19 protein-coding genes are annotated in these 20,801 nt (G+C 61.6%); 8 read left to right on the forward strand and 11 right to left on the reverse strand.

The window, feature by feature from the left end:
* From PYR71_RS17705 to PYR71_RS17715, 3 genes are all read right to left on the reverse strand, one after another.
* Complete coding sequence (locus PYR71_RS17705; RefSeq protein ID WP_275620271.1) at window positions 1–1,074, reverse strand: nickel/cobalt transporter; 1,074 nt, start codon at window positions 1,072–1,074, stop codon at window positions 1–3.
* On the reverse strand, window positions 1,068–1,709 hold the full coding sequence (locus PYR71_RS17710) for a DUF1007 family protein (RefSeq protein WP_183917843.1): 642 nt from the start codon (window positions 1,707–1,709) through the stop codon (window positions 1,068–1,070). The genes PYR71_RS17705 and PYR71_RS17710 overlap by 7 nt, the downstream gene beginning before the upstream one ends.
* 126 nt (window positions 1,710–1,835) lie before the next feature.
* The gene (locus PYR71_RS17715; RefSeq protein ID WP_183917845.1) at window positions 1,836–2,729 is read right to left on the reverse strand and encodes a LysR family transcriptional regulator; all 894 of its coding nucleotides are present in this window, start codon (window positions 2,727–2,729) and stop codon (window positions 1,836–1,838) included.
* Window positions 2,730–3,259: 530 nt separating this feature from the next.
* Between PYR71_RS17715 and odc2 the strand changes: the two genes are divergently transcribed.
* From odc2 to PYR71_RS17730, 3 genes are all read left to right on the forward strand, one after another.
* Window positions 3,260–4,393 carry an ornithine/lysine decarboxylase gene (odc2, locus tag PYR71_RS17720; RefSeq protein WP_038691369.1) on the forward strand — a complete coding sequence of 378 codons (1,134 nt, stop codon included), beginning with the start codon at window positions 3,260–3,262 and terminating at the stop codon, window positions 4,391–4,393.
* A gap of 93 nt (window positions 4,394–4,486) precedes the next feature.
* Window positions 4,487–5,077, forward strand: a complete 591-nt coding sequence (locus PYR71_RS17725) for a GNAT family N-acetyltransferase (protein WP_275620272.1) — start codon at window positions 4,487–4,489, stop codon at window positions 5,075–5,077.
* Window positions 5,078–5,298: 221 nt separating this feature from the next.
* A complete protein-coding gene (locus PYR71_RS17730; protein ID WP_275620420.1) occupies window positions 5,299–6,327 on the forward strand; it encodes a serine hydrolase domain-containing protein in 1,029 nt (342 codons plus the stop codon).
* A gap of 70 nt (window positions 6,328–6,397) precedes the next feature.
* On the opposite strand, the gene cysE is transcribed toward PYR71_RS17730, so the two are convergent.
* The 5 genes from cysE to PYR71_RS17755 all read right to left on the reverse strand — a co-directional run bounded on the left by cysE (window position 6,398) and on the right by PYR71_RS17755 (window position 10,824).
* Window positions 6,398–7,216, reverse strand: a complete 819-nt coding sequence (gene cysE, locus PYR71_RS17735) for a serine O-acetyltransferase (RefSeq protein WP_275620421.1) — start codon at window positions 7,214–7,216, stop codon at window positions 6,398–6,400.
* 88 nt (window positions 7,217–7,304) lie between these two features.
* Window positions 7,305–7,808, reverse strand: coding sequence for a GNAT family N-acetyltransferase (locus PYR71_RS17740; RefSeq protein ID WP_275620422.1), 504 nt, complete (start codon window positions 7,806–7,808; stop codon window positions 7,305–7,307).
* A 16-nt stretch (window positions 7,809–7,824) separates the two neighbouring features.
* On the reverse strand, window positions 7,825–8,814 hold the full coding sequence (locus PYR71_RS17745; RefSeq protein WP_275620273.1) for a WD40 repeat domain-containing protein: 990 nt from the start codon (window positions 8,812–8,814) through the stop codon (window positions 7,825–7,827).
* On the reverse strand, window positions 8,814–9,893 hold the full coding sequence (locus tag PYR71_RS17750) for a CobW family GTP-binding protein (RefSeq protein ID WP_275620274.1): 1,080 nt from the start codon (window positions 9,891–9,893) through the stop codon (window positions 8,814–8,816). The genes PYR71_RS17745 and PYR71_RS17750 overlap by 1 nt, the downstream gene beginning before the upstream one ends.
* Before the next feature lie 148 nt (window positions 9,894–10,041).
* Window positions 10,042–10,824, reverse strand: a complete 783-nt coding sequence (locus tag PYR71_RS17755; protein ID WP_183917855.1) for a creatininase family protein — start codon at window positions 10,822–10,824, stop codon at window positions 10,042–10,044.
* 85 nt (window positions 10,825–10,909) lie between these two features.
* On the opposite strand from PYR71_RS17755, the gene PYR71_RS17760 reads away from it, so the two are divergent.
* From PYR71_RS17760 to PYR71_RS17770, 3 genes are all read left to right on the forward strand, one after another.
* Window positions 10,910–11,422 (forward strand): MarR family winged helix-turn-helix transcriptional regulator, encoded by a 513-nt coding sequence (locus PYR71_RS17760; RefSeq protein WP_183917857.1) that lies wholly within the window; start codon window positions 10,910–10,912, stop codon window positions 11,420–11,422.
* 119 nt (window positions 11,423–11,541) lie between these two features.
* Entirely contained in the window at window positions 11,542–12,564 is a 1,023-nt protein-coding gene (locus tag PYR71_RS17765) for a LacI family DNA-binding transcriptional regulator (RefSeq protein ID WP_029532233.1), read from the forward strand.
* A gap of 26 nt (window positions 12,565–12,590) precedes the next feature.
* Window positions 12,591–13,556 (forward strand): 2-hydroxyacid dehydrogenase, encoded by a 966-nt coding sequence (locus PYR71_RS17770; RefSeq protein WP_183917859.1) that lies wholly within the window; start codon window positions 12,591–12,593, stop codon window positions 13,554–13,556.
* 132 nt (window positions 13,557–13,688) lie between these two features.
* Here the strand turns inward: PYR71_RS17770 and PYR71_RS17775 are convergent, their stop codons facing one another.
* The gene (locus tag PYR71_RS17775) at window positions 13,689–14,468 is read right to left on the reverse strand and encodes a gamma-glutamyl-gamma-aminobutyrate hydrolase family protein (RefSeq protein ID WP_183917861.1); all 780 of its coding nucleotides are present in this window, start codon (window positions 14,466–14,468) and stop codon (window positions 13,689–13,691) included.
* 288 nt (window positions 14,469–14,756) lie between these two features.
* Between PYR71_RS17775 and PYR71_RS17780 the strand changes: the two genes are divergently transcribed.
* A complete protein-coding gene (locus PYR71_RS17780; protein ID WP_183917863.1) occupies window positions 14,757–15,863 on the forward strand; it encodes a TRAP transporter substrate-binding protein in 1,107 nt (368 codons plus the stop codon).
* Window positions 15,864–15,951: 88 nt separating this feature from the next.
* Here PYR71_RS17780 and PYR71_RS17785 read toward each other — a convergent pair whose 3' ends face one another.
* A complete protein-coding gene (locus PYR71_RS17785) occupies window positions 15,952–17,442 on the reverse strand; it encodes a TRAP transporter large permease (protein ID WP_183917865.1) in 1,491 nt (496 codons plus the stop codon).
* 21 nt (window positions 17,443–17,463) lie between these two features.
* Window positions 17,464–18,003, reverse strand: coding sequence for a TRAP transporter small permease subunit (locus PYR71_RS17790; RefSeq protein ID WP_222139416.1), 540 nt, complete (start codon window positions 18,001–18,003; stop codon window positions 17,464–17,466).
* A 403-nt stretch (window positions 18,004–18,406) separates the two neighbouring features.
* On the opposite strand from PYR71_RS17790, the gene PYR71_RS17795 reads away from it, so the two are divergent.
* A complete protein-coding gene (locus PYR71_RS17795) occupies window positions 18,407–20,710 on the forward strand; it encodes a putative bifunctional diguanylate cyclase/phosphodiesterase (protein ID WP_275620275.1) in 2,304 nt (767 codons plus the stop codon).
* Window positions 20,711–20,801: the final 91 nt, after the last annotated feature.

A 20,801-nucleotide genomic window follows, 5' to 3' on the forward strand; every position in this document is an offset into this window, starting at 1 on the left:
CTAGCCCTGCAGGGAGGCGCCGAGCAACAGGGCGCCCATCAGGATGACAAGTACGGCGCCGAGGATTTCGATGGCGTTGCCGACCCAGACCGAAGCGGTCGAGCCGCGTCCTGAGAGGCGGACGGCAGCGCCCTTGGCGGTGACGGCAAGGGTTGCGAGCACGGAAACGGTGATCGCCGTGCCGAGCGACATGGCGGCGACCGACAGCACGCCACCGAGATAGAGCCCGTTCAGCAGCGAGAAGGTCATGACCAGAAGCGCGCCGGAGCAGGGGCGAAGGCCGACGGCGACGATCGCCGACCAGGCCTCGCGGGCGCTGAACTTGTCGCCGCCGAGCAGCGCCGGGTCGGGCACGTGGGCATTGCCGCAGGTCTCGCAGGCCATGCCGGGAACGAAGGTATGGCCGGCTTCCACGGCCTGCGCCTTGCCGTTGAAGGCATAGGCCTGGCGTTCGGCCGCATTGTCCTTCCAGTCGAGCATCATGCTGACCGGACCGGCGGACGTGGCCATCAGCCGGCGGCGCGGCAAATTGCCCGCCATCGAGCGCAGTTTGCGAAACAGCAGCCAGCCGCCGAAGAGGATGACCATGACGAAACTTGCGATTTCCATCGCATGGGTCGCGGCCGTCAGCGTAATGCCGGTGCCGCGCAGCACCAGCCAGGCGCCGCCAACTAGCGCCACGGCGACGACACCCTGGATGAACGCCGAAATGAAGGAAATCACCACGCCGCGCTTCAGCTCGACCTCATTGGCGATCATATAGGAGGAGATGACCGCCTTGCCGTGGCCGGGGCCGGCGGCATGGAAGACGCCGTAGGCGAAGGAAAGACCGATCAGCGATGTCAGCTGCCACGGATCCTCGCGCATGCCCTTCAAGGCATCCGTCAGCGCCCGGTAGAAGGCCTGCTGTTCATAGTTCACATAGAGGAAGAGCGGTGCGAACGGCCCACCGGTCGGTTGAAAACTCGGTTCGGCCGTGCCGATGCCGAGCGGCGACTGCGCATGGGCAAGGCTTGCCGCCGTCACGAGCGCAAGCAGTGCTGCGGAAAGGATGAGGGGGCGTTTTATCAGCATGTGATCTCCAGCCGGGTGGCGAAGAGCTTGGACATGTTGGTGCCGGTGGGATCGTTGAAGAAGGCGTCGGTCAGCGACTGCTTGTTTTGCGAGATCACCTCGTCGGCATCCGGTCTCACCACCTGGTGTTTGCAGGCTTTGAAGCTGTCGCCGACCGTGGAGAGTTCGTTGTCTGTCGGAAAGTCGATCGACGTATAGAGCGTCGGGTCGTAGACGCCGAAAGTGAGCCTGCCCTTGAGCGGCATCTTCTCCGCTGGCTTGACCGCGAAGAACATCAGGAGCTGGCCGTTTTTATAATCAACATGGATGATGTCAGGCTGCTGGACTGTGACGTTCTTCCCGTTGACCGTCAGATTCATGTAGTAGTCGTAATCGGCAAGCGACTGCTTCACCGTTTTCCCAACCTGCGCGAGTTCGTTCGGCTCCAGCTTCAGATCGGTGTTCTTGTCGAAATCCATGACGACCGAGGAGGAGAAGACCTCGTCGAAGCGCCAGACATTGCGCAGTTCCTCGATGCTGCCGTCGGCGCCGGCGACGACTTCGAGCCGCGCCTCCACGAAGATATGCGGATGCGCAAGGGCGGCGGCCGGCGCCAGCGAAAGAAGCGCGGCTATCAATGGTATGGATTTTTTCATGCGTCCCGCTGTCTTGTTCGCTCGATCCGAGTTCTTGCCAGAAATTGGGACGGAATTGGGACCGGCTTGCGGTCGATGCCGATCGTCGACGTCCGATCGCCCAGTCGGGGGTCTTTCGGCGTAGCCTCACGGATGCTTCTTGAACCAGTTGTGCAGGTAGTCGACGAAGATCCTCACCTTGGCCGGCAGGTAGCGCCGGTGCGGATAGACGGCATAGATGCCGCGGTCGGTCGGGATGTAGTCGTTAAACAGCGTCAGCAGCTCCCCGCTCTCGATCGGCTTGCGAGCGATGAAATCGGGGATGAGAGCGATGCCGATGCCGGCGAGGGCTGCGCGCAATGTCGCATGCGGACTGTTGACCTCTATCGGCCCGGAGACGGCGACGGCGAAGGTGGTGTTATCAGGATTGTAGAAGCGAATGCTCCCCTGCGTGCGCGAATTGGTATCGACGATGAAGGGGACATTGGAAATGTCGCTCGGATGCTCAAGATCGGGATGGCGCTCGAGAAATTCAGGCGTGACGCAGAGATGGACGCGGAAATCGGAGATCTTGCGGGCGATCATGCCGGAATCTTCGAGCTTGGTAATGCGGATCGCGACATCGAAGCCCTCCTCGATCAGGTCGACGAACCGATCGTCGGCGGCGATCTCCAGCGACAAGTCGGGATTTTCCCGGGCGAAATCGATCAGCGACTGACCGACGTCGGCATCGACGAAGGTGCGCGGCACCGAGACGCGAAGCTTCCCCTTCAGCTGCGCATTGTTCTCGCGCACGAGATCGGCGAGGTTGTCAATCTCCTTAAGGATATCGGAAGCGGTGCGATAATAGGTGTGGCCGGCTTCGGTCATCGAGAACTGCCGGGTGGTGCGGTTGAGCAGCAGGGCGCCGAGCTCATCCTCCAATTCGCGCACATATTTGGAGAGCAGCGCCTTCGAGCGACCGGTGCGCCGTGCCGCGGCGGAAAAGCCTTCGGCCTCGACGACATCGATGAAGGCGCGTATGCGGGTCAGAGTGTCCATGGCGCTTCCCCAAGCTGTTTCGAAACGTTGAACAAATTGGCCCGATCTGTTCAATTATTTTTTTGACCCCCAGATCAAAAAAAACGCTTGATTGTGAAGGCGAATATTCTTATTTCCACGTCAGCCCAAAGTCGCACGTGCCCATGGGTGTCCGCCGAACCCTCGAATTGGTGAGGAAATCGGTAAGGTACCTGGAATTAACCCCTCCAGTCGCTATTCCGGCCAACCGGAAAATGCGAGGACGCCTGAAGCAACGACGGTGCGGGCCTTTTTGTTCTCTCCCTGCTTTCCATCAGCGGGGGTTACTGAAGAGGCACACCATCATTGCCGGAAGTGCGGTTGGGATTCTCCCTCCAATCCATGGCAGACAAAGCCGAACTTACACCGCATCGCGGCGTTGGTTCACTATCCGCGCATCGAGCGCTTGCTATGGTTCCGGGGTCTCCACCGGCTGGTTCCAGTGCGAGTTTTCGTATGCCCTTTGTCCTCCGGTTCATGCCGGAGCTCTGGAATTGGAAGAGGGAATCGATATGACCACCCAGCGCATCCGCGACTTTCTCGCAACCCGACGTCCCGACGGTCCCTGCCTGGTGGTTGACCTCGACGTCGTTCGCGACAATTTCCATGCCTTCCGTCACGCCATGCCGGACAGCGCCATCTACTATGCCGTCAAGGCCAACCCGGCTCCTGAGGTGCTGAAGCTGCTCGCAGGCCTCGGCTCCAATTTCGATTGCGCATCCGTTGCCGAAATCGAAATGGCGCTCGAAGCCGGCGCGACCGCTGCCCGCATCTCCTTCGGCAACACGATCAAGAAGGAACGCGACGTCGCCCGCGCGCATGCGCTTGGCGTCAGCCTCTTTGCGGTCGACAGCCACGAGGAAGTCGAGAAGATCTCGCGCGCCGCTCCCGGCGCCCGCGTCTTCTGCCGCGTGCTGACCGATGGCGAAGGCGCCGAATGGCCGCTGTCGCGCAAGTTCGGCTGCGTTCCGCAGATGGCCGTCGACGTTCTCGTCTACGCCCATCAGCTCGGCCTGCAGTCCTACGGCGTCTCGTTCCATGTCGGTTCGCAGATGACCAAGGTCGATGCCTGGGATTCGGCACTCGCCGATGCCAAGCGCGTCTTCGTCTCGCTCGCCAAGCAGGGCATCCACCTGCAGATGGTCAACATGGGCGGCGGCTTCCCGACCAAGTATCTGCGCGACGTTCCGTCCGCAGAAGCTTACGGCAAGTCGATCTACCAGGCGCTGCGCACGCATTTCGGCAACCAGATCCCGCAGACGATCATCGAGCCGGGCCGCGGCATGGTCGGCAATGCCGGCGTTATCAAGGCTGAAGTCGTTCTGATTTCGAAGAAGTCGGACAATGACGATGCCCGCTGGGTCTTCCTCGACATCGGCAAGTTCGGCGGTCTCGCCGAAACGATGGACGAAGCCATCCGCTATCCGATCCGCACGGAGCACGACGGCGACGAGATGGAGCCCTGCGTTATCGCCGGCCCGACATGCGATTCGGCCGACGTGCTCTACGAGAAGAACCTCTATCCGCTGCCGATCTCCCTTTCGATCGGCGACGAGGTCCTGATCGAAGGCACCGGCGCCTATACGACGACCTATTCGGCGGTCGCTTTCAACGGATTCGAGCCGCTGAAGGCCTACGTCATCTAAGGTCGTTTCCGCCGGCCCGGTAACCAGCCGGGGCGGCAACTTCACATGTTCCTTCATCGCCGCTGATAACGGTATTGGGTACGGGAGGCCGAGATGGCCGCTGTTCTTGATTCTGTCCGCGCATTCTTTGCGCCCACCACCTTCGCCATCGACGTCGAAAATCCGTCGGATGTCGTTGCGCGTGAAAACCTGCTCGACCGCGTCATGGGGCCGGATCGCCGCAAGAAATCGTCGGAGAAGATCCGCCGCAACCGGATTCCGGCCGAAGGCCTCGCGCTCGTCGCGCGCGATCGCGACGGCCATGTCATCGGCTCGGTGCGGCTCTGGAACATCGAGGCGGGCGTCAACGATGAAGGCACGCCGATCAATGCGCTGCTGCTCGGTCCGCTCGCCGTTGCGCCCAACCACGGTGGCAAGGGCGTCGGCTCGGCGCTGATGCGGGCGGCGATTCTCGAGGCAAAGAACCGCGGACATGGCGCTGTCCTGCTCGTCGGCGACGCCGCCTATTACGAGCGTTTCGGCTTCTTCGCCGAAAAGGCTCGCCATCTTGTCATGCCGGGTCCGTTCGAACGCTCGCGCTTTCTTGCGCTCGAGCTCACGGAAGGCTGGCTTGACGGCGCGGCCGGCGTGATCGTCCCGTCCGGACGCATGCTGGCCGGCGCGCCGGTTCGCCGCGCCGCCTGAAGCTGTGCCGATCGGCTGGCCGGGGTGGAACGTCCTTACCCCGGCCGGCAATATCCGCGCCGTTTGATCATGGAGGCAAGCGGGCCTGCCGTGGTTGCGGCGCGGATTGTCCTTTTGGCGGCCGACGCGGCGCATGATCACCGGCGCACGCGGCAACACAATCGCGTGAAAAGTGCCGCCGGCCCGCGAAGACATCGCTGAGATATCCTATCTTGCGCCGCATGCTCCGTGTTCTCTCCTTTCTGCTTCTTTTCTCTCTGCCGCTTGCCGCAACGGCGCCGGCCACTGCCCAGAGCGTAGCCCGCGCCAGCACCGGGCTTGACCCGCGTCTCGATCAGGCGGCTGATGACCCGGCGATGCGGCCGCTCAAGGTGGTGATCGTCGCGCGCGGCGGGCGGGTGCTTGCCGAACGCGGTTTCCACGGTCATTCACCGGCAGAATCGACCAATATCAAATCCGCTTCGAAGTCGATCATTTCGGCGCTGGTCGGTATCGCTATCGACAAAGACCTGCTGAAGGGGCCGGATCAGAAGATCGCATCGATCCTGAAGGCCGATCTGCCCGAATCACCCGATCCGCGCCTCAACGACATCACCATCGGCAATCTTCTCTCCATGCAGACTGGGCTCGATCGCATGTCGGGGCCGAATTACGGCCGCTGGGTCTCCTCGCGCAACTGGGTGCGTTTTGCCCTTTCGCAGCCTTTCGTCGATCAGCCCGGTGGAGAAATGCTCTATTCCACCGCATCCACGCATCTGCTGTCGGCCATTCTCACCAAGGTCAGCCGGCGGTCGACGCTGGCCCTGGCGCAGGAATGGCTGGGTCCGGTCGACGGTTTCCGCATCGGCGCATGGGAGCGCGATCCGCAGGGCATCTATCTCGGCGGCAACCAGATGGCGATGAGCGCCCGCTCCCTGCTTGCCTTCGGCGAACTCTATCGCAACAGCGGCAAGACCGCCGAAGGCCGCCAGGTCATCCCGGCCGACTGGATCTCCCAATCGTGGCAGCACCGGACCAACTCACGCTTTTCGGGCGACGAATATGGCTATGGCTGGTTCACACGGCAGATCGGCGGCGAGCAGGTGCATTTCGCCTGGGGTTACGGCGGACAGATGCTCTATATCGTGCCGTCGCTCGATCTGACGGTCGTCATGACTTCGGAAGAGAGCGGCCCGTCCGCCCGAAACGGCTACCGGGATTTGCTGCACGGTCTGTTGGCGGACATCATCGGCGCGGTGCGGGCCGCCTGATTGCGGCGCCTGTGCATCTTGGAAATCAGCAGGCCGCGTAACGACCGAGGCACATTTCGGAAAGACCTAGCTAGATATTCTGATCCATCGTCTCGGCCGGGATTTCGTCGGCGCGGTGGATGCGCACGAGGGTGGCCGGCACGCCGGCGACCGTACAATGTTCGGGAACCGGCTTCAGCACGACACTGCCGGCGGCGATCTTGCTGAAGGCGCCGATTTCGATATTGCCGAGGATCTTGGCGCCGGCGCCGATCATCACGCCCCGGCGGATCTTGGGGTGGCGGTCGCCGGTTTCCTTGCCGGTGCCGCCGAGCGTCACATTCTGCAGGATCGACACTTCGTCCTCGATCACTGCCGTTTCGCCGATGACAATGCCCGAGCCATGATCGAGCATGATGGAAGCGCCGATCTGTGCGGCCGGATGGATATCCGGGCCGAAGACCAGCGAGGCAAGATTGGCGAGCCAGGTGGCGATTTCCGGCCGGCCGGCGTTCCAGAGCGCGTGGGCAATGCGGTGTGTCTGCAGCGCATGAAAACCCTTAAGGTTGAGGAGCGCGTGCAGGAACGTCGTGCAGGCCGGGTCGCGCTCGCGCACGGCTGCGAGATCGGCTTCGATCTTCCGCATGGTATCGTCGGTGAGGGTGGAGAGGATAAGATCGAACAGATTGCCTGTTTCCACCTGCGTTACCGAGAGCCGCGCCGCCAGCACCCGGGCGATGATCTCATTGTTGCCGGTGGCATCCGTTACCTCTGTGGTCAGCAGCCGTCGCAAGATCGGCTCGCGCACGGCAAGTTCGGCCGCCTCGGCGCGGATCATCGCCCAGACGGAGGCATTGTCCGGAGAAGGTGGCTGTTGTTCGGCCAAACCGAGGCCGGTCGATTTCGGCATTCCCGTTTCCTCTGTCAGCGACAGCGCAGCCACTTCCTGCGCGCGGTTCATGTTTCGCCTGGCCAAGGCATTTGGCAAGTCCGATGTTCTACGGCCCTGGATCAGACGGCTGTAGGCCAGGCGTCCGCTCCGGAAGCCGGCGCCAGTGATAGAGCACGTCGGGCTCCTTTTCCTCGTTGTCGAGACCATCGGTCTTTTCCTCGACGGAAAAACCGTATCGCTCGTAGAAAGCGCGGGCGCCGCTATTGCGCTGGAACGTCCAGAGCCTGATTTCGTTCATCTCCTCCCGGGCGCAGCCGAGCAGCAGCGAGCCGATGCCGATATTCTGGAAATCGGGGAGAACGTAAAGCTGTTCGATCCAACCGTCACCAAAGGCGATGACGCCAACCAGCCGGTTTCCGATTGCGGCGCCGAGGATGGTGCAATTCGGCAGGAGATGCGTGCGCCAGTACTGCTCTTCTTCCTCAGGCGTATGCAGATCCGGCAGCCAGGGCAATTGCCGCCACAGGGCGACGCGCCTGATTGCCGCCGCCGCTTGCATATGCTCGGCGCCAAGCGCCACGATCTCCGGTTCGGTCACGGCGTCGCCCATTGCCGGCAACAGGAGCTCACGCCGAAATATCGATGACACCGCAATCGCCGGCTTCGGAGGCGAAAGCGAGCAGCTTGCCGTTTGCGCTCCAGCTCATCGCCGTGATCGCGCCCTTGCCGGGGCGGCGCAGCAGCGCTTCCTTGCTGTCGGCGATGCGTACGGCCAGAATCATGCCGTCGATGAAGCCGATGGCAAGGATGTCTTCCAGCGGATGGAATTTCACCGAGGTCGCCATGATATTGGCGCGGGTGCCGAGTTCGAGCGGCGCCTTGCCCATCGGGCCGTCCTTGCCCTGGAAGGGCCAGACGATAGCTGCGGGCGCGCCTGAGGAGGCGAGCCATTTGCCCTTCACCGACCAGGACAACGATTTCACCTTGGCGGGATAGCCGGTCATGCGCATGTGCCGGGCCTCGGCGCCGGGTTTGCTGTCGAGCTTCCAGCCGTGCAAGGCATTTTCCTGCATCGAGGTGACGAGAAAATTGCCGTCAGGCGAGAAGGTGACGCCGGTATGCGCGCCCTTCCATTCGAGATCGACCGGTTTGGCGCTCGTGCCGACCCAATGCAGCGACACGCCGTTGTAACGGGCGGCGGCGATGCGCAGGCCTTTCGGCGCGAAAGCGATGCCTTCGACCGTGCGTTCCTCCGGAAATTCCTTGATCGTGCCGTCGGCAAGGCGGACGAGCGAGCTCTTGCCGTGAGAATAGGCGACGGCGCCCTGCGGCCCGGCTGCGACCTGCGAGATCCACTTGCGCGGCACCGTCGCGAGCTCGCTGACGCTGCCGTCGGCGGCAATGCGCAGCACCTTGCCGTCCTCGCCGCCCGAGATCAGGCTGTCGCTGTAGGGATCGCGGATGGCGGTGAGCATGCCCTGATGGGCTTCGCAAACCCTCTCGCCGCCGTCCAGCCGATGAAACGTGCCGTTTGCGTTTGCGAAGAAGGGGATGTCACCTAAAAATTCGACGGCCAGAACGTGGCCGTCGAGATCAAGCGGTGCAACTGTCGGCATCAGGCGGCTGCCTCGCAGGCCTTGAAGGAGGCCTCGAGCTTTTCGCGGTCGAGATCGCGACCGATAAAGACGAGACGGCTTTCATGCTTCTCGCCTTCCTTCCACGGCCGCTGATGATCGCCCTCGATGATCATGTGCACACCCTGGACGACATAACGCTCGGGATCGTCCTTGAAGGCAATGATGCCCTTGAGGCGCAGAATGTTCGGTCCCTGCGTCTGGGTGATTTTCTGGATCCAGGGGAAGAAGCGCTCCGGGTTCATCTGACCGCCGCGCAGCGACACCGACTGCACCGTCACATCATGAATCGCCGACATGGCGCCATGGTGATGATGGCCGTGATCATGATCATGATCATGATCATGATGGTGGTGGTCGTGATCGCAATCTGGGCCGCAGACGTGGTCGTCATGGCCATGCTCCAGGAAATGCGGATCGTTTTCGAGCGCGCGTTCCAAGTTGAAGGCGCCCTGATCAAGCACACGGGCAAGCTCGACGCCGGAGCGGCTGGTCTTGTAGACGCGCGCGGCCGGGTTGATGGCGCGGACAATGTCTTCGATCACGTCAAGTTCTTCCGCAGTCACTAGGTCGCTCTTGTTGATGACGACGACGTCGGCGAAGGCGATCTGGTCTTCGGCCTCGCGGCTGTCCTTCAGGCGCAGCGGCAGGTGCTTGGCGTCGACAAGAGCGATAACGGCGTCGAGCTCGGTCTTGGCGCGCACGTCGTCATCCATGAAGAAGGTCTGGGCGACCGGCACCGGATCGGCAAGGCCCGTGGTTTCGACAATGATGCCGTCGAAACGGCCGGGGCGGCGCATCAGGCCTTCGACGACGCGGATCAGGTCGCCGCGCACCGTGCAACAGACGCAGCCATTATTCATCTCGTAGATTTCTTCATCCGACTCGACGATCAGGTCGTTGTCGATGCCGATCTCGCCGAATTCATTGACGATGACCGCATATTTCTTGCCGTGATTTTCCGACAGGATGCGGTTGAGCAACGTCGTCTTGCCGGCACCGAGATAACCGGTGAGCACGGTGACGGGAATGGGCTTCTGTGTGGCTGTCGCGTCGGTCATGAGAACCTCTAGGATTAGGCGTGCGGCCGAGCGGCTTTGGATCGGCTGCTTAAACGGTTGGTCTCATATAATGGCATGGGCACGGCAGTTCAAAGGGTTTTATAATGTTATAAGATCACGTCATCTGCCCGTGCAAAATCAGTCGTGTTCACCGGAGCTCGCCGACGTCGAAGGCGTCGACATCTTCCAGCAGTTCCACCAGGCCCCTCACCGCATGGGCAATCAGCGCCTCGCCCTTTTCAGCCGTCGCCGCCGCGGCATTGCCTGCCACGCCTTCGGCATTGAGATCCGACATCTTCCAGCCGAAGGCGTGCGGCCCGTAGGCGCGCAGATGTTTGAAGCGTTCGGCAAATTCCGTCTGTCGCGAAGGGAAATCTGCGGCCTTCGCCATATCGACCCTGTCAGGATGAAGCGCCAGCATGACCGAGGTCTCGATGTCGCCGCCATGAATGCCGATCGCCTTTTCCCCGGGAGGGATCACCCCATCCGGCAGGCCGAAGCGGGTCCAGCTCGTCGCCACGGCCAGCATGGCAAAGCGGACCCGGGCCTCGGTTGCAACGATGGTCATCAGGGGCGAGTTGCCGCCATGGGCGTTCAGCATCACCAATTTACGGATATCCTGCGTGGCCAGGTCTTCGGCGATGCCTAGCCATTGGTGAACCGCCTCATCGAAAGCGAGCGTCTTCGTTCCTTCAACATCCATATGCTCTATGGAGTAGCCGACCGATTCGGCGGGCAGAAAGGTGACCGGCAGGCCGGCGGGCAGGGCCGCCTTCAATCGTTGGGCGATGCCTTGGGCAATCAGCGTGTCGGTTTCGAAGGGCAGATGAGGGCCGTGCTGCTCATGAGCGCCAAGCGGCAACACGGCGATGGGGCGGCGCGGGGCCGAGGCCGGGTGGCTCTCGTCGAAGCGGGGCGAAGGCGTCATCATCCGGTCGTTGCCTCTTGTTTATGACGAGATCCTGGGCAATGTCATATCGCAGCGGCGTCGGGGCTTAAAGATCAAAGGGATGGCTATGGGAAAGAAGCATAAGGACGGCAAGAAGAGCAAGTCCAAGAAGAAGGACCAGACGGAATATACGCTCGTCGATCTCTCGCCGGCGCTGACCCAGGCGGCTCGTTCCATGCGTACGGTGCTCTCTCGCAACTTGTTCGAAAGCGGCCTCTATGCCGGCCAGGACGGCGTCATTCTCTCGCTCGCCGAGAGCGACGGCATGACGGCGGGCGGTCTTGCCCAAAAGCTCGGCGTTAAGGCGCCGACGATGACCCGCACCATCGGCCGCATGGAGGCGCAGGGCTTTCTCGAGCGCAAGCCCGACGCCGAGGATGCGCGCCTGACCAAGGTCTATCTCACGGCGCTCGGTCGTGACAGCGTGCGGGCGATCGAGATGGCGGCCGCGGCCTGCGACAGGCTGGCGACGCTGGAGTTTTCAGAAAAGGAAATCCGCAATCTCGTGCGTCTGCTGAAGGCGATCGACGCCAATCTGCAGGCCGAAGCGCTTCCTTTGGAAGAACCTGACGAAGACTGAAATTTCGCTGAAAAGACGAATTGCCTCCGCCTGTTAAATCTTTTAATTAAACATTTTAAGGGACCGCGCCGGCTTTCCGATGCGGTCTGCTGTCTTGCGTGCTGCCTGGAGGAGGACACGTGGTCCAGAAGATCAAGCTTTCGACAATCGCCGAAACGCTCGGCATTTCAACGGCGACCGTATCGCTCGCCTTGCGCGACAGTCCGCTGGTTGCCGGCAATACGCGGGAGAAGATCAAGGAACAGGCGCGCGCGCTCGGCTACATCTACAATCGCCGTGCCGCCAGCCTGCGCACCTCGCGCTCCGGCATCATCGGCGTCGTCGTGCACGACATCATGAACCCCTTCTACGGCGAGATCCTGAAGGCGATCGAAAGCGAGCTCGATCGCAGCCGCCACACCTTCATCCTTTCCAACCATTACGACAATGTCGAAAAGCAGCGCACCTTCATCGAGACGCTCCTGCAGCTCGGCGGCGACGGCGTCATCATGTCGCCGGCGATCGGCACGCCGCCGGAAGATCTGCAGCTGGCGGAGGAAAACGGCATGCCGGCAATCCTTGTCGCTCGCTCGATGGACGGCCTGGAGCTGCCGACCTATCGCGGTGACGACAGTTACGGCATTTCACTTGCCACCAACCACCTGATCGGCCTCGGTCACCGCTCGATCGCGATGATCGGCGGCACCGACCAGACCTCCACCGGCCGCGACCGCTACCAGGGTTATGTCAATGCGCTGCGCAAGGCCGGCATCGAGGTCGATCCGAACCTGCGCATTCCCGGCCCGCGCTCGAAGCAGGGCGGTTTCGAGGCCGCGGTGCACTTCCTCTCGCTACCGCAGCAGCCGACGGCGGCCGTCTGCTGGAACGATCTCGTCGCAATCGGGCTGATGAACGGCATAGCCCGTGCCGGCCTGGTCCCGGGGCGCGACATTTCCGTCACCGGTTATGACGATCTCGAGGAAGCCTCGATCGCCACGCCGGCGCTGACGACCGTCTGGAACGGACAGACCGAAGTCGGCCGCCTGGCTGCGCGCGCGCTTCTAGATCGTCTCGCCGGCAGTCACGAACCTGACGGCATGCATCTCATCAAGCCGGAGATGCGCATTCGCCAGTCGACCAGTCCCCATCGGCCCCGCGCCTGAACAAAGCCCATCCAAGAGGAAAAGCCATGTCCCGCATCGCCATTCTCGTTCCTGGGAAGATACACGAGCGTGTTCTCGAAAGACTGAAGGATCGTTTTGAGATCATCGCCGCCGCCCGCGAGGAGAAGCTGGGGATCGACGGTGAGACAGCCGGCCGCATCCGTGGCGTCGCCGTCTCCGGTGCTTTTCCCGGCGCCTGGATGGATCAGTTGCCTGGTGTCGAGGTCATCGCCAGTTTCGGCGTCGGTTATGACGGCATGGACGTAAAGCGCGCGGCCGAAAAGGGTATCGTCGTCACCAATACGCCTGATGTCCTGAACGACGAGGTCGCCGATACGGCGATCGGACTGCTTTTGAATACGATCCGCGAATTGCCGCGGGCCGAAGCATGGCTGCGTGCGGGCAACTGGAAGCCGGGCACGGCCTATCCGCTGTCGCGTTTCTCGCTCAAGGGCCGTCATGTCGGCCTCTACGGCCTCGGCCGCATCGGGCTCGAGATTGCCAAACGGCTGGAGCCGTTCAAGGTGAAGATCAGCTATCACACCCGATCGCGCCATGCCGATGCCCCCTATGAATATTACCCAACGTTGAAGGGACTGGCCGAGGCGGTGGACACATTGATCGCCATCGTTCCGAAGACGCCGCAGACGCATAAGACGATTGATGCCGATATCCTCGCCGCTCTCGGTCCGAACGGCATCCTCGTCAATGTCGGCCGCGGCTGGACGGTGGATGAAGAGGCGCTGAGTGCGGCCCTTGCGTCAGGCGCGCTCGGCGCGGCCGGCCTCGACGTCTTCTATGAAGAGCCAACCGTGCCGGCGACGCTCATGGAACCGGCCAATGCCGTGCTGCTGCCGCACGTCGCCTCAGCCTCAGTGCCCACGCGCAATGCTATGGCCGATCTCGTGGCCGACAATCTGATTGCCTGGTTCGAGAAGGGGACGGCGCTGACGCCGGTGCCGGAGACGCCGCAAAAGGCCGAGGGAAAGTGAGTTCTTATGCATGTCGCCCGGACGTGTGCAGCGGCTCCGGGACAACGACATGCGTAAAAACAAGGGCCTAAAGCGCGTCGCATGAATCAAAGTCGCATGAATCAAATTTGATGCAAGGCGCTTTTGGCCTCTTCAGGCGATTGCCTGCGCCGCTGCCGCTGGCAATTTGGCGGCGGCATAACTGCGGACGGCGTCGCCGAAGGCGGCAAACAGCCGGTTCGATGTCTTGTCGGTTTCGGCCCAATATTCCGGATGCCATTGCACGCCGACGGCGAAGGCCTTGGCATCGATGACGGAAACGGCCTCCACGGTGCCGTCTTCGGCGGTGGCTTCCACCTGCAGGCGCGGCGCGGTCCTGGCGATCGCCTGGCGATGCAGCGAATTGACGCGGATATCGCCCGGGCCGAGGATGCCGGCGATGCAGGAACCTTCCTTGACGTGGACAGTCTGGCGGATGGCGTACATGCCGTCACGGTCGACACCGTCCGGCCGGCGATGGTCCCAGATGCCGGGCTGCTCGTGGATCTCGCTTGCCAGCGAGCCGCCGAGAGCGACATTCAGCTCCTGAATGCCACGGCAAATGGCGAGCAGCGGGATGGCGCGGTCGATGGCACGGCGGATGAGCGGCAGGCTTGTGGCGTCGCGGGCGCGGTCGAAGGGGCCGTCCCGGTCGGTCGCCTCGGCGCCGTAAAGCGAGGGATGCACATTGCTGGCTGAGCCTGATACCAGCAGACCATCGATGCGGTCGAGCACCGCGTCGGAATCGTAGCCTGCCTCAAAGGCGGGAATCAAGAAGGCCATGACGCCGGCCGCATTCAATGCGGCACTGAGATATTGATGCTGTACGGCATGCCAGGTTGCGCCGTCGAAGCTGCGGATATCGGCAGGAATGGCAACGATCGGTTTCGTCATGTTTGCACCGGTAAAATCTTCTGCTCGTCGTTTTTGCCGCTAGAACGGCGGTGAAGTCAACGCCTGGCTTTGTCCGATGACCAATTGCGCCGAAAACGGCGCCGCGGTTCGGGGGCTCGCGCTAAGCTGCTGATTTTGATAGGCGCCTCGCGCGCTACCTATTGCTATCCTGATGCCAAAGGCTAATAGACTAAAGCTTGAATCGCGGCCCCCTCCATGCTTAGCTCTGCCCTCGCTGCGGGTAGGGATGGATTGGCCGCGCAGTGCCATCTATACGGGAGGTTTTTGATGGATCGTCGTTCGTTTTTCAAGAAGGCGGGAACCGCCGGCGCCGGCGCCGTTGCCGCAACGGCGCTGGCAGCGCCTGCGATCGCGCAAGAGAATCCGAAGATCGCATGGCGTATGACGTCGTCGTTTCCGAAGAGCTTGGACACGATCTATGGCGGGGCCGAGGATATCGCCAAGCATGTTGCCGCCGCGACAGACGGCAATTTCACCATCCAGCCTTTCGCAGCCGGTGAAGTGGTGCCGGGCCTGCAGGCCGTCGATGCGGTGGCTGCCGGCACGGTCGAGGCGGCACATACCACCTCCTATTATTTCGTCGGCAAGGATCCGGCCTATGCCTTCGGCACGGCCATTCCCTTCGGCCTCAACAGCCGCCTGACCAATGCCTGGTTCTATGAGGGCAACGGCAACACGCTGATGAACGAATTCTACGCCACGCAGGGCATGTATGCGCTGCCGGCCGGCAATACCGGGGCGCAGATGGGTGGCTGGTTCCGCAAGGAAATCAATACACTCGATGACCTCAAGGGCGTCAAGATGCGCATCGCCGGCCTCGCCGGCCGCATCATGGAGAAGGTCGGCGTCATCCCGCAGCAGATCGCCGGCGGCGACATCTACCCGGCGCTGGAAAAAGGCACGATCGATGCGGCCGAGTTCGTCGGCCCCTATGACGACCTGAAGCTCGGCTTCCACAAGGTGGCGAAGTACTACTATTATCCGGGCTGGTGGGAAGGCGGACCCACGGTGCACGCCTTCTTCAATCTCGAAAAATGGAGCGGCCTGCCGAAGCACTATCAGGCAGCGCTCACCGATGCCTGCGCCTTCGCCAACACCAACATGCTGGCGAAATACGACATGAAGAACCCGACTGCGCTGAAGCAACTGGTTGCGGAAGGGGCGACGCTGCGCCCGTTCAGCCAGGAGATCATGGAGGCCTGCTTCCAGGCGGCGACCGGCATTTACAATGAGATCTCGGGCACGAACCAGTATTTCAAGAAGATCTACGAGGACCAGACGGCCTTCAAGCGTGATGCCTATCTCTGGATGCAGCTCTCGGAATACACCTTCGATACGTTCATGATGATCCAGCAGCGGGCCGGCAAGCTTTAAGCTTTCCGCCAGCGGCATTCGCCGACGCCTGATGAGGGCCGGCAGCAAAACCCCCGGATTTTCCGTCCGGGGGTTTTGCTTTTCCACGTTATTTGGCAGGTGGCGGCGATCCCGGCAGACCGTTCAGCGGCGGCAGGGCGAGGCCCGGAAGCTGCGGCGCGCCATTGCCGCCCCCGCCCAACGGCGGCAGGCCGAGCTGGCCGCCGAAGCCCGGCACTTCGATCTTGATCGAATTCGGGTCGACCTTCGGGCCATGGTCCAGCCAGTAGGTGACCGATTGCGGCCAGAAGATCACGATTGCCACCAGGATGATCTGCATGCCGACCCAGGGCAGAGCGCCCATATAGATATCGGATGTCTTGACGTCCTTGCTGGCGATCGAACGCAAATAGAAGAGCGCGAAGCCGAAGGGCGGATGCATGAAGCTCGTCTGCATATTGACGCAGATCAGCACGCCGAACCAGATCAGGTCGATGCCGAGACTGGAGGCGACGGGGGCGAGCATCGGGATGACGATGAAGGCGATTTCGAAGAAATCAAGGAAAAAGGCGAGCACGAAGATGAAGATGTTGACGAAGATCAGGAAGCCGACCGGGCCGCCTGGGATGCCCGACAGCATGTGCTCGATCCAGCGCGAACCGTCCATGCCCTGGAAGACCAGGCTGAAACAGGTGGAGCCGATCAAGATCATCACCACCATCGACGTGATATGGGTGGTCGACGTCATCGCCTCGCGGATCAGCGGCCAGGTGAGACGGCGATGCAAGGCGGCGAGCAGCATGGCGCCAACGACGCCGAGCGCGCCGGCTTCCGTCGGCGTCGCAAGGCCCATGAAGATCGTGCCGAGCACCAGGAAGATCAGCACGATCGATGGCACCATGCCCATCAGCACTTTGGCGAGTAGCGCCCAGTTGAGATCGCCGCGCACCTCTTTCGGCAGCGGCGGCATCGATTTCGGCCGGATGATCGACATCACCAGAATGAAGAGGACGAAGATCGTCACCTGCAGGATCGAGGGGCCGATCGCGCCGAGATACATGTCGCCGACCGATCTGCCGAGCTGGTCGGCGAGGACGACGAGCACGAGCGAGGGCGGGATCACCTGGGTGATGGTGCCGGAGGCGGCGATTACGCCGGTGGCAAGGCGCGGGCTGTAACCGTAGCGCAGCATGATCGGCAGCGAGATCACGCCCATGGTGATGACGGAGGCGGCCACCGTGCCGGTGATGGCGCCGAGGACGGCGCCGACGAGGATGACGGCATAGGCGAGGCCGCCGGGAATTCCGCCAAAGAGCTTGCCGGTGCCTTCGAGCAGATCCTCGGCAAGGCCGCAGCGTTCCAATACCGCGCCCATGAAGGTGAAGAAGGGAATGGCGAGCAGCAGGTCGTTGGAGACGATGCCGAAAAAGCGCAGCGGCAGCGCTTGCAGAAAGGCTTCGCTGAAATGGCCGGTGGCGATGCCGATGATGCCGAAGAACAGGCCGACGGCGGCGAGCGAAAAGGCGACCGGAAAGCCGTAGAGCATGAAGATGACCATGCCCAGGAACATGGCCGGCGGAATAATGCCGAAATCAAACAAATCCGTTCCTCCCCGGGGGCGCTATTGCAGCGGCTTTTCGTATTTCGTGTCGATGCTGATATGGCCGGTGAGGGCGGCGATCCGCTTGATCAGCTCGGAAACGCCCTGAAGGGACAGCAGGCCGAAGCCTGCGACCAGGATCAGCTTGACGGGCCAGCGGATCAATCCGCCGGCATTGCCCGATATTTCTCCCTGCCGGTAGGACAGCGCGAAGAAGGGCCAGCAGAGCCAGGTGAGAAAGATGCAGACGGGGATGAGGAACAGGATGAGGCCGACGATGTCGATCCAGATCTTCGCCTTGTCGGACACGGCGCCATAGATCAGATCGACACGGACATGCTCATTGTTGCGCAGCGCATGCGAGGCGCCGAGCATGACGACGAAGGCGAACAGATACCACTGGATTTCCAGCCAGCCATTCGAACTGTAGTTGAAGGCATAGCGGACGATGGCATTTCCGGCACTGATCAGACAGCAGAACAGCACCATATATTCGGAAAGTTTGCCCATGATCCGACTGACCGAATCGATCAGCCGGCTTGCCGCCAGAAGTCCCGACATGCGTTTCCCTTATTCTTGTCCTGCCGTTATTCGGCAGCTTTCCCCTCTTTGGAATCGGTGTAGACCACGACCTTCGAAATTGGAAGGATAAATGCCGCGCATAGGCGCATAGTCGTACAGCGCCGTCTCGTCATTTCCGCGCGCGCTTCGGATTTTTCCGAAAACGATTCCGATTTTCGGGGTTGAGGCGGCGCTTTAGATGGCCGGCCCCAGGGGCCGGCAGTTATTTTAACAACCCAGGCGTGGATGATTATTTCAACAATCTCGCGAAAAGGCTGCAATATCACGCCGAGGCTGTGGCGCTCATCCTTGGGTTTTAGAAAATTTGACCAAATGTTTGATTCGATTGAAATCAATTTTTAAAGGGTTGCCACTAGAATTCCCGCGCACAGGGAAAGTGTGGATGAAGCCAGATAGCCCGAACAGGGTCCCTTTAGATGTGTATCTATCGTTTGTGAGTTCCCTTTCCGGGAATCGCATGACGCTTCTTGTCGGCGTGATCGTACATATTGCGACGTGCCTTGCCGTCGCCGCCAAAACACAATCTTTCATCTACATTCCGCTGTCGGTTGCCTTCCTTCTGGTTTTCACCGCCCGCATGGCCATCTTCCGGCAGTTTGATCGTGTCGACAAGGAGAGCTTGTCGCCTGCCGGAATCGAGCGTTGGGAACGGATTCTCGTTGCCAGCGGGGCCTGCACCACGGCCCTGCTTGGCTTTGCCAGCGGCTACGCCATCTTCGTCGTCCACGATTCTTTTGCCGAACTTGCCTGCATTTCCGTCACCATGGCGACGATGGTTTCCGTCGTCGGTCGCAACTACGGCTCGCGCTTCGCGGTCGACCTTCAGACGTTCTTCTGCTGCCTGCCGATGATTGTCTGCAGCCTGCTGGCAATGGATTTCTATCGCGGGGTGCTGTCGATCTTCCTTATCCCCTTCTGGCTGACGACGCGGGCGATGGCCAACGGCGTGCGCGAATTTCTTTACGAGAACGTCATCGCGCGCCGGGAAATCACCATCATTGCCGACCGTTTCGATACGGCGCTCAACAACATGCCGCATGGTCTCGTCATGGTCGATGCCGAGAACCGCGTTCAGGTCATCAACCGCAAGGCGTGCGAACTTCTGAAGATCGGTGCGCCTGAGCGGCTGAAGGACCGCGAGCTCGGCGCCGTGCTGCGCTACGGCGCCCGCTACAGCTTCATGGATGCCTCGCAGCCGGAGCTCATCCTGCGCCAGCTCACCCAGGTCGCCGACGGCAACCTGTCACGCACGCTCATCCATTTCCCCGAGGACCTGTCGCTCGAATTCTCCGCCAGCCGGAGGGCCGACGGCGGCGCCGTTCTGATCTTCGAAGACGTTTCGAGCCGGGTGAAGGCGGAGCAGAAGATCATGCACATGGTCCGCTTCGATGCGCTGACCGGCCTGCCGAACCGCGAATATTTCGGACAGCTGGTACAGGAATATCTCGCCAGACACCCGCGCAAGTCCGGCCCGCTCGGCTTCATGGTCCTCGATATCGACGAGTTCAAACATGTCAACGACATGCGTGGTCACGTCACCGGCGACCATTTGCTTTGCGCCATCGCCGCTCGCATCAAGCAGGCTTGCGGCAATGCCATCCTTGGCCGGTTGATGGGCGATCAGTTCATTCTGTTCTTCCCACATGCGAAGGAGCCCACCGCGCTCGAGCTCTCGATTCGCCGCGTGCACGCCGCGATCCAGGGCCATTACGAGGTCGACGAGCTGACCTTCCTCGTTTCGCTCAGCGCCGGCTACGCGATCCTCGAAAGCTCGGCCTTTGCGATGGACGAGTGGAGCGTCAAGGCGGATCTTGCATTGTTCGAAAGCAAGTCCCGCCTCAAGGGCGGCATATCCGGTTTCGAACGGGAGATGGACGGGCGCTATATCGAGCAGCAGAAATTGAAGGCTGACCTGCGCGAAGCGGTTTCGGCGCAGGCGCTGCATCTCGTCTTCCAGCCGATGTTCCGAGCTGATGGCACACGGATAGAATGCGCCGAAGCGCTGGCCCGCTGGGTGCATCCGGAGAAGGGCTCGATCCCGCCCGACGTGTTCATCCGGCTTGCCGAAGAGATGGGCATTATCTCCGACATCACCCGTTTCGTCCTGTTCAAGGCCTGCACGGAGTGCATGAGCTGGCCGGACCATATCGCCGTTTCGGTCAACCTCTCGGCGCGCGACCTGCGCGATGCCGATATCCTTTCGGTGGTCGCCGATGCGCTGGCTCATTCCGGTCTCGATGCGGCGCGGCTGCATCTCGAAGTCACCGAAAGCTGCCTGATCGACGAGCCGCAGGCCGTGCGCGCCATTCTGGCGGAGCTGAGGGCCCGCGGCATTACCATCGCCATCGACGACTTCGGCACCGGTTTCTCCAGCCTCAGCTATCTCGACACGCTGCCGCTCGATATCGTCAAGATCGACCGTTCCTTCGTGCGCAACATCGTCGAGGATACCCGCCGTCTCAAACTGTTGCGCGGCACCGTCCATCTCGCCCGCGAACTCGGCCTGAAGATCGTCATCGAGGGCGTCGAGACCGAGGAGCAGCTCGCGCTGCTCAACAAGCACCGCAGCACCGATCTCGTCCAGGGCTATGTTTTCTCTCAGGCGGTGCCTTCCCAGAACATCCCGCTGCTGCAGCAGGGCATCGGTCGCCGCCCCGTCCAGCGCCGGCGCAACAAGGTCGCCTGAGCGCTCCGCAGCGGCCGCCTTTCCGCAGTGATCCCCCCGCGCCGTTAACCTTAATATTTTATAAACAGCCCGAATTATCAGATTTTCTTGC

It is taken from the genome of Rhizobium mulingense (genome assembly GCF_029194105.1).
Lineage (GTDB): Bacteria > Pseudomonadota > Alphaproteobacteria > Rhizobiales > Rhizobiaceae > Rhizobium > Rhizobium mulingense.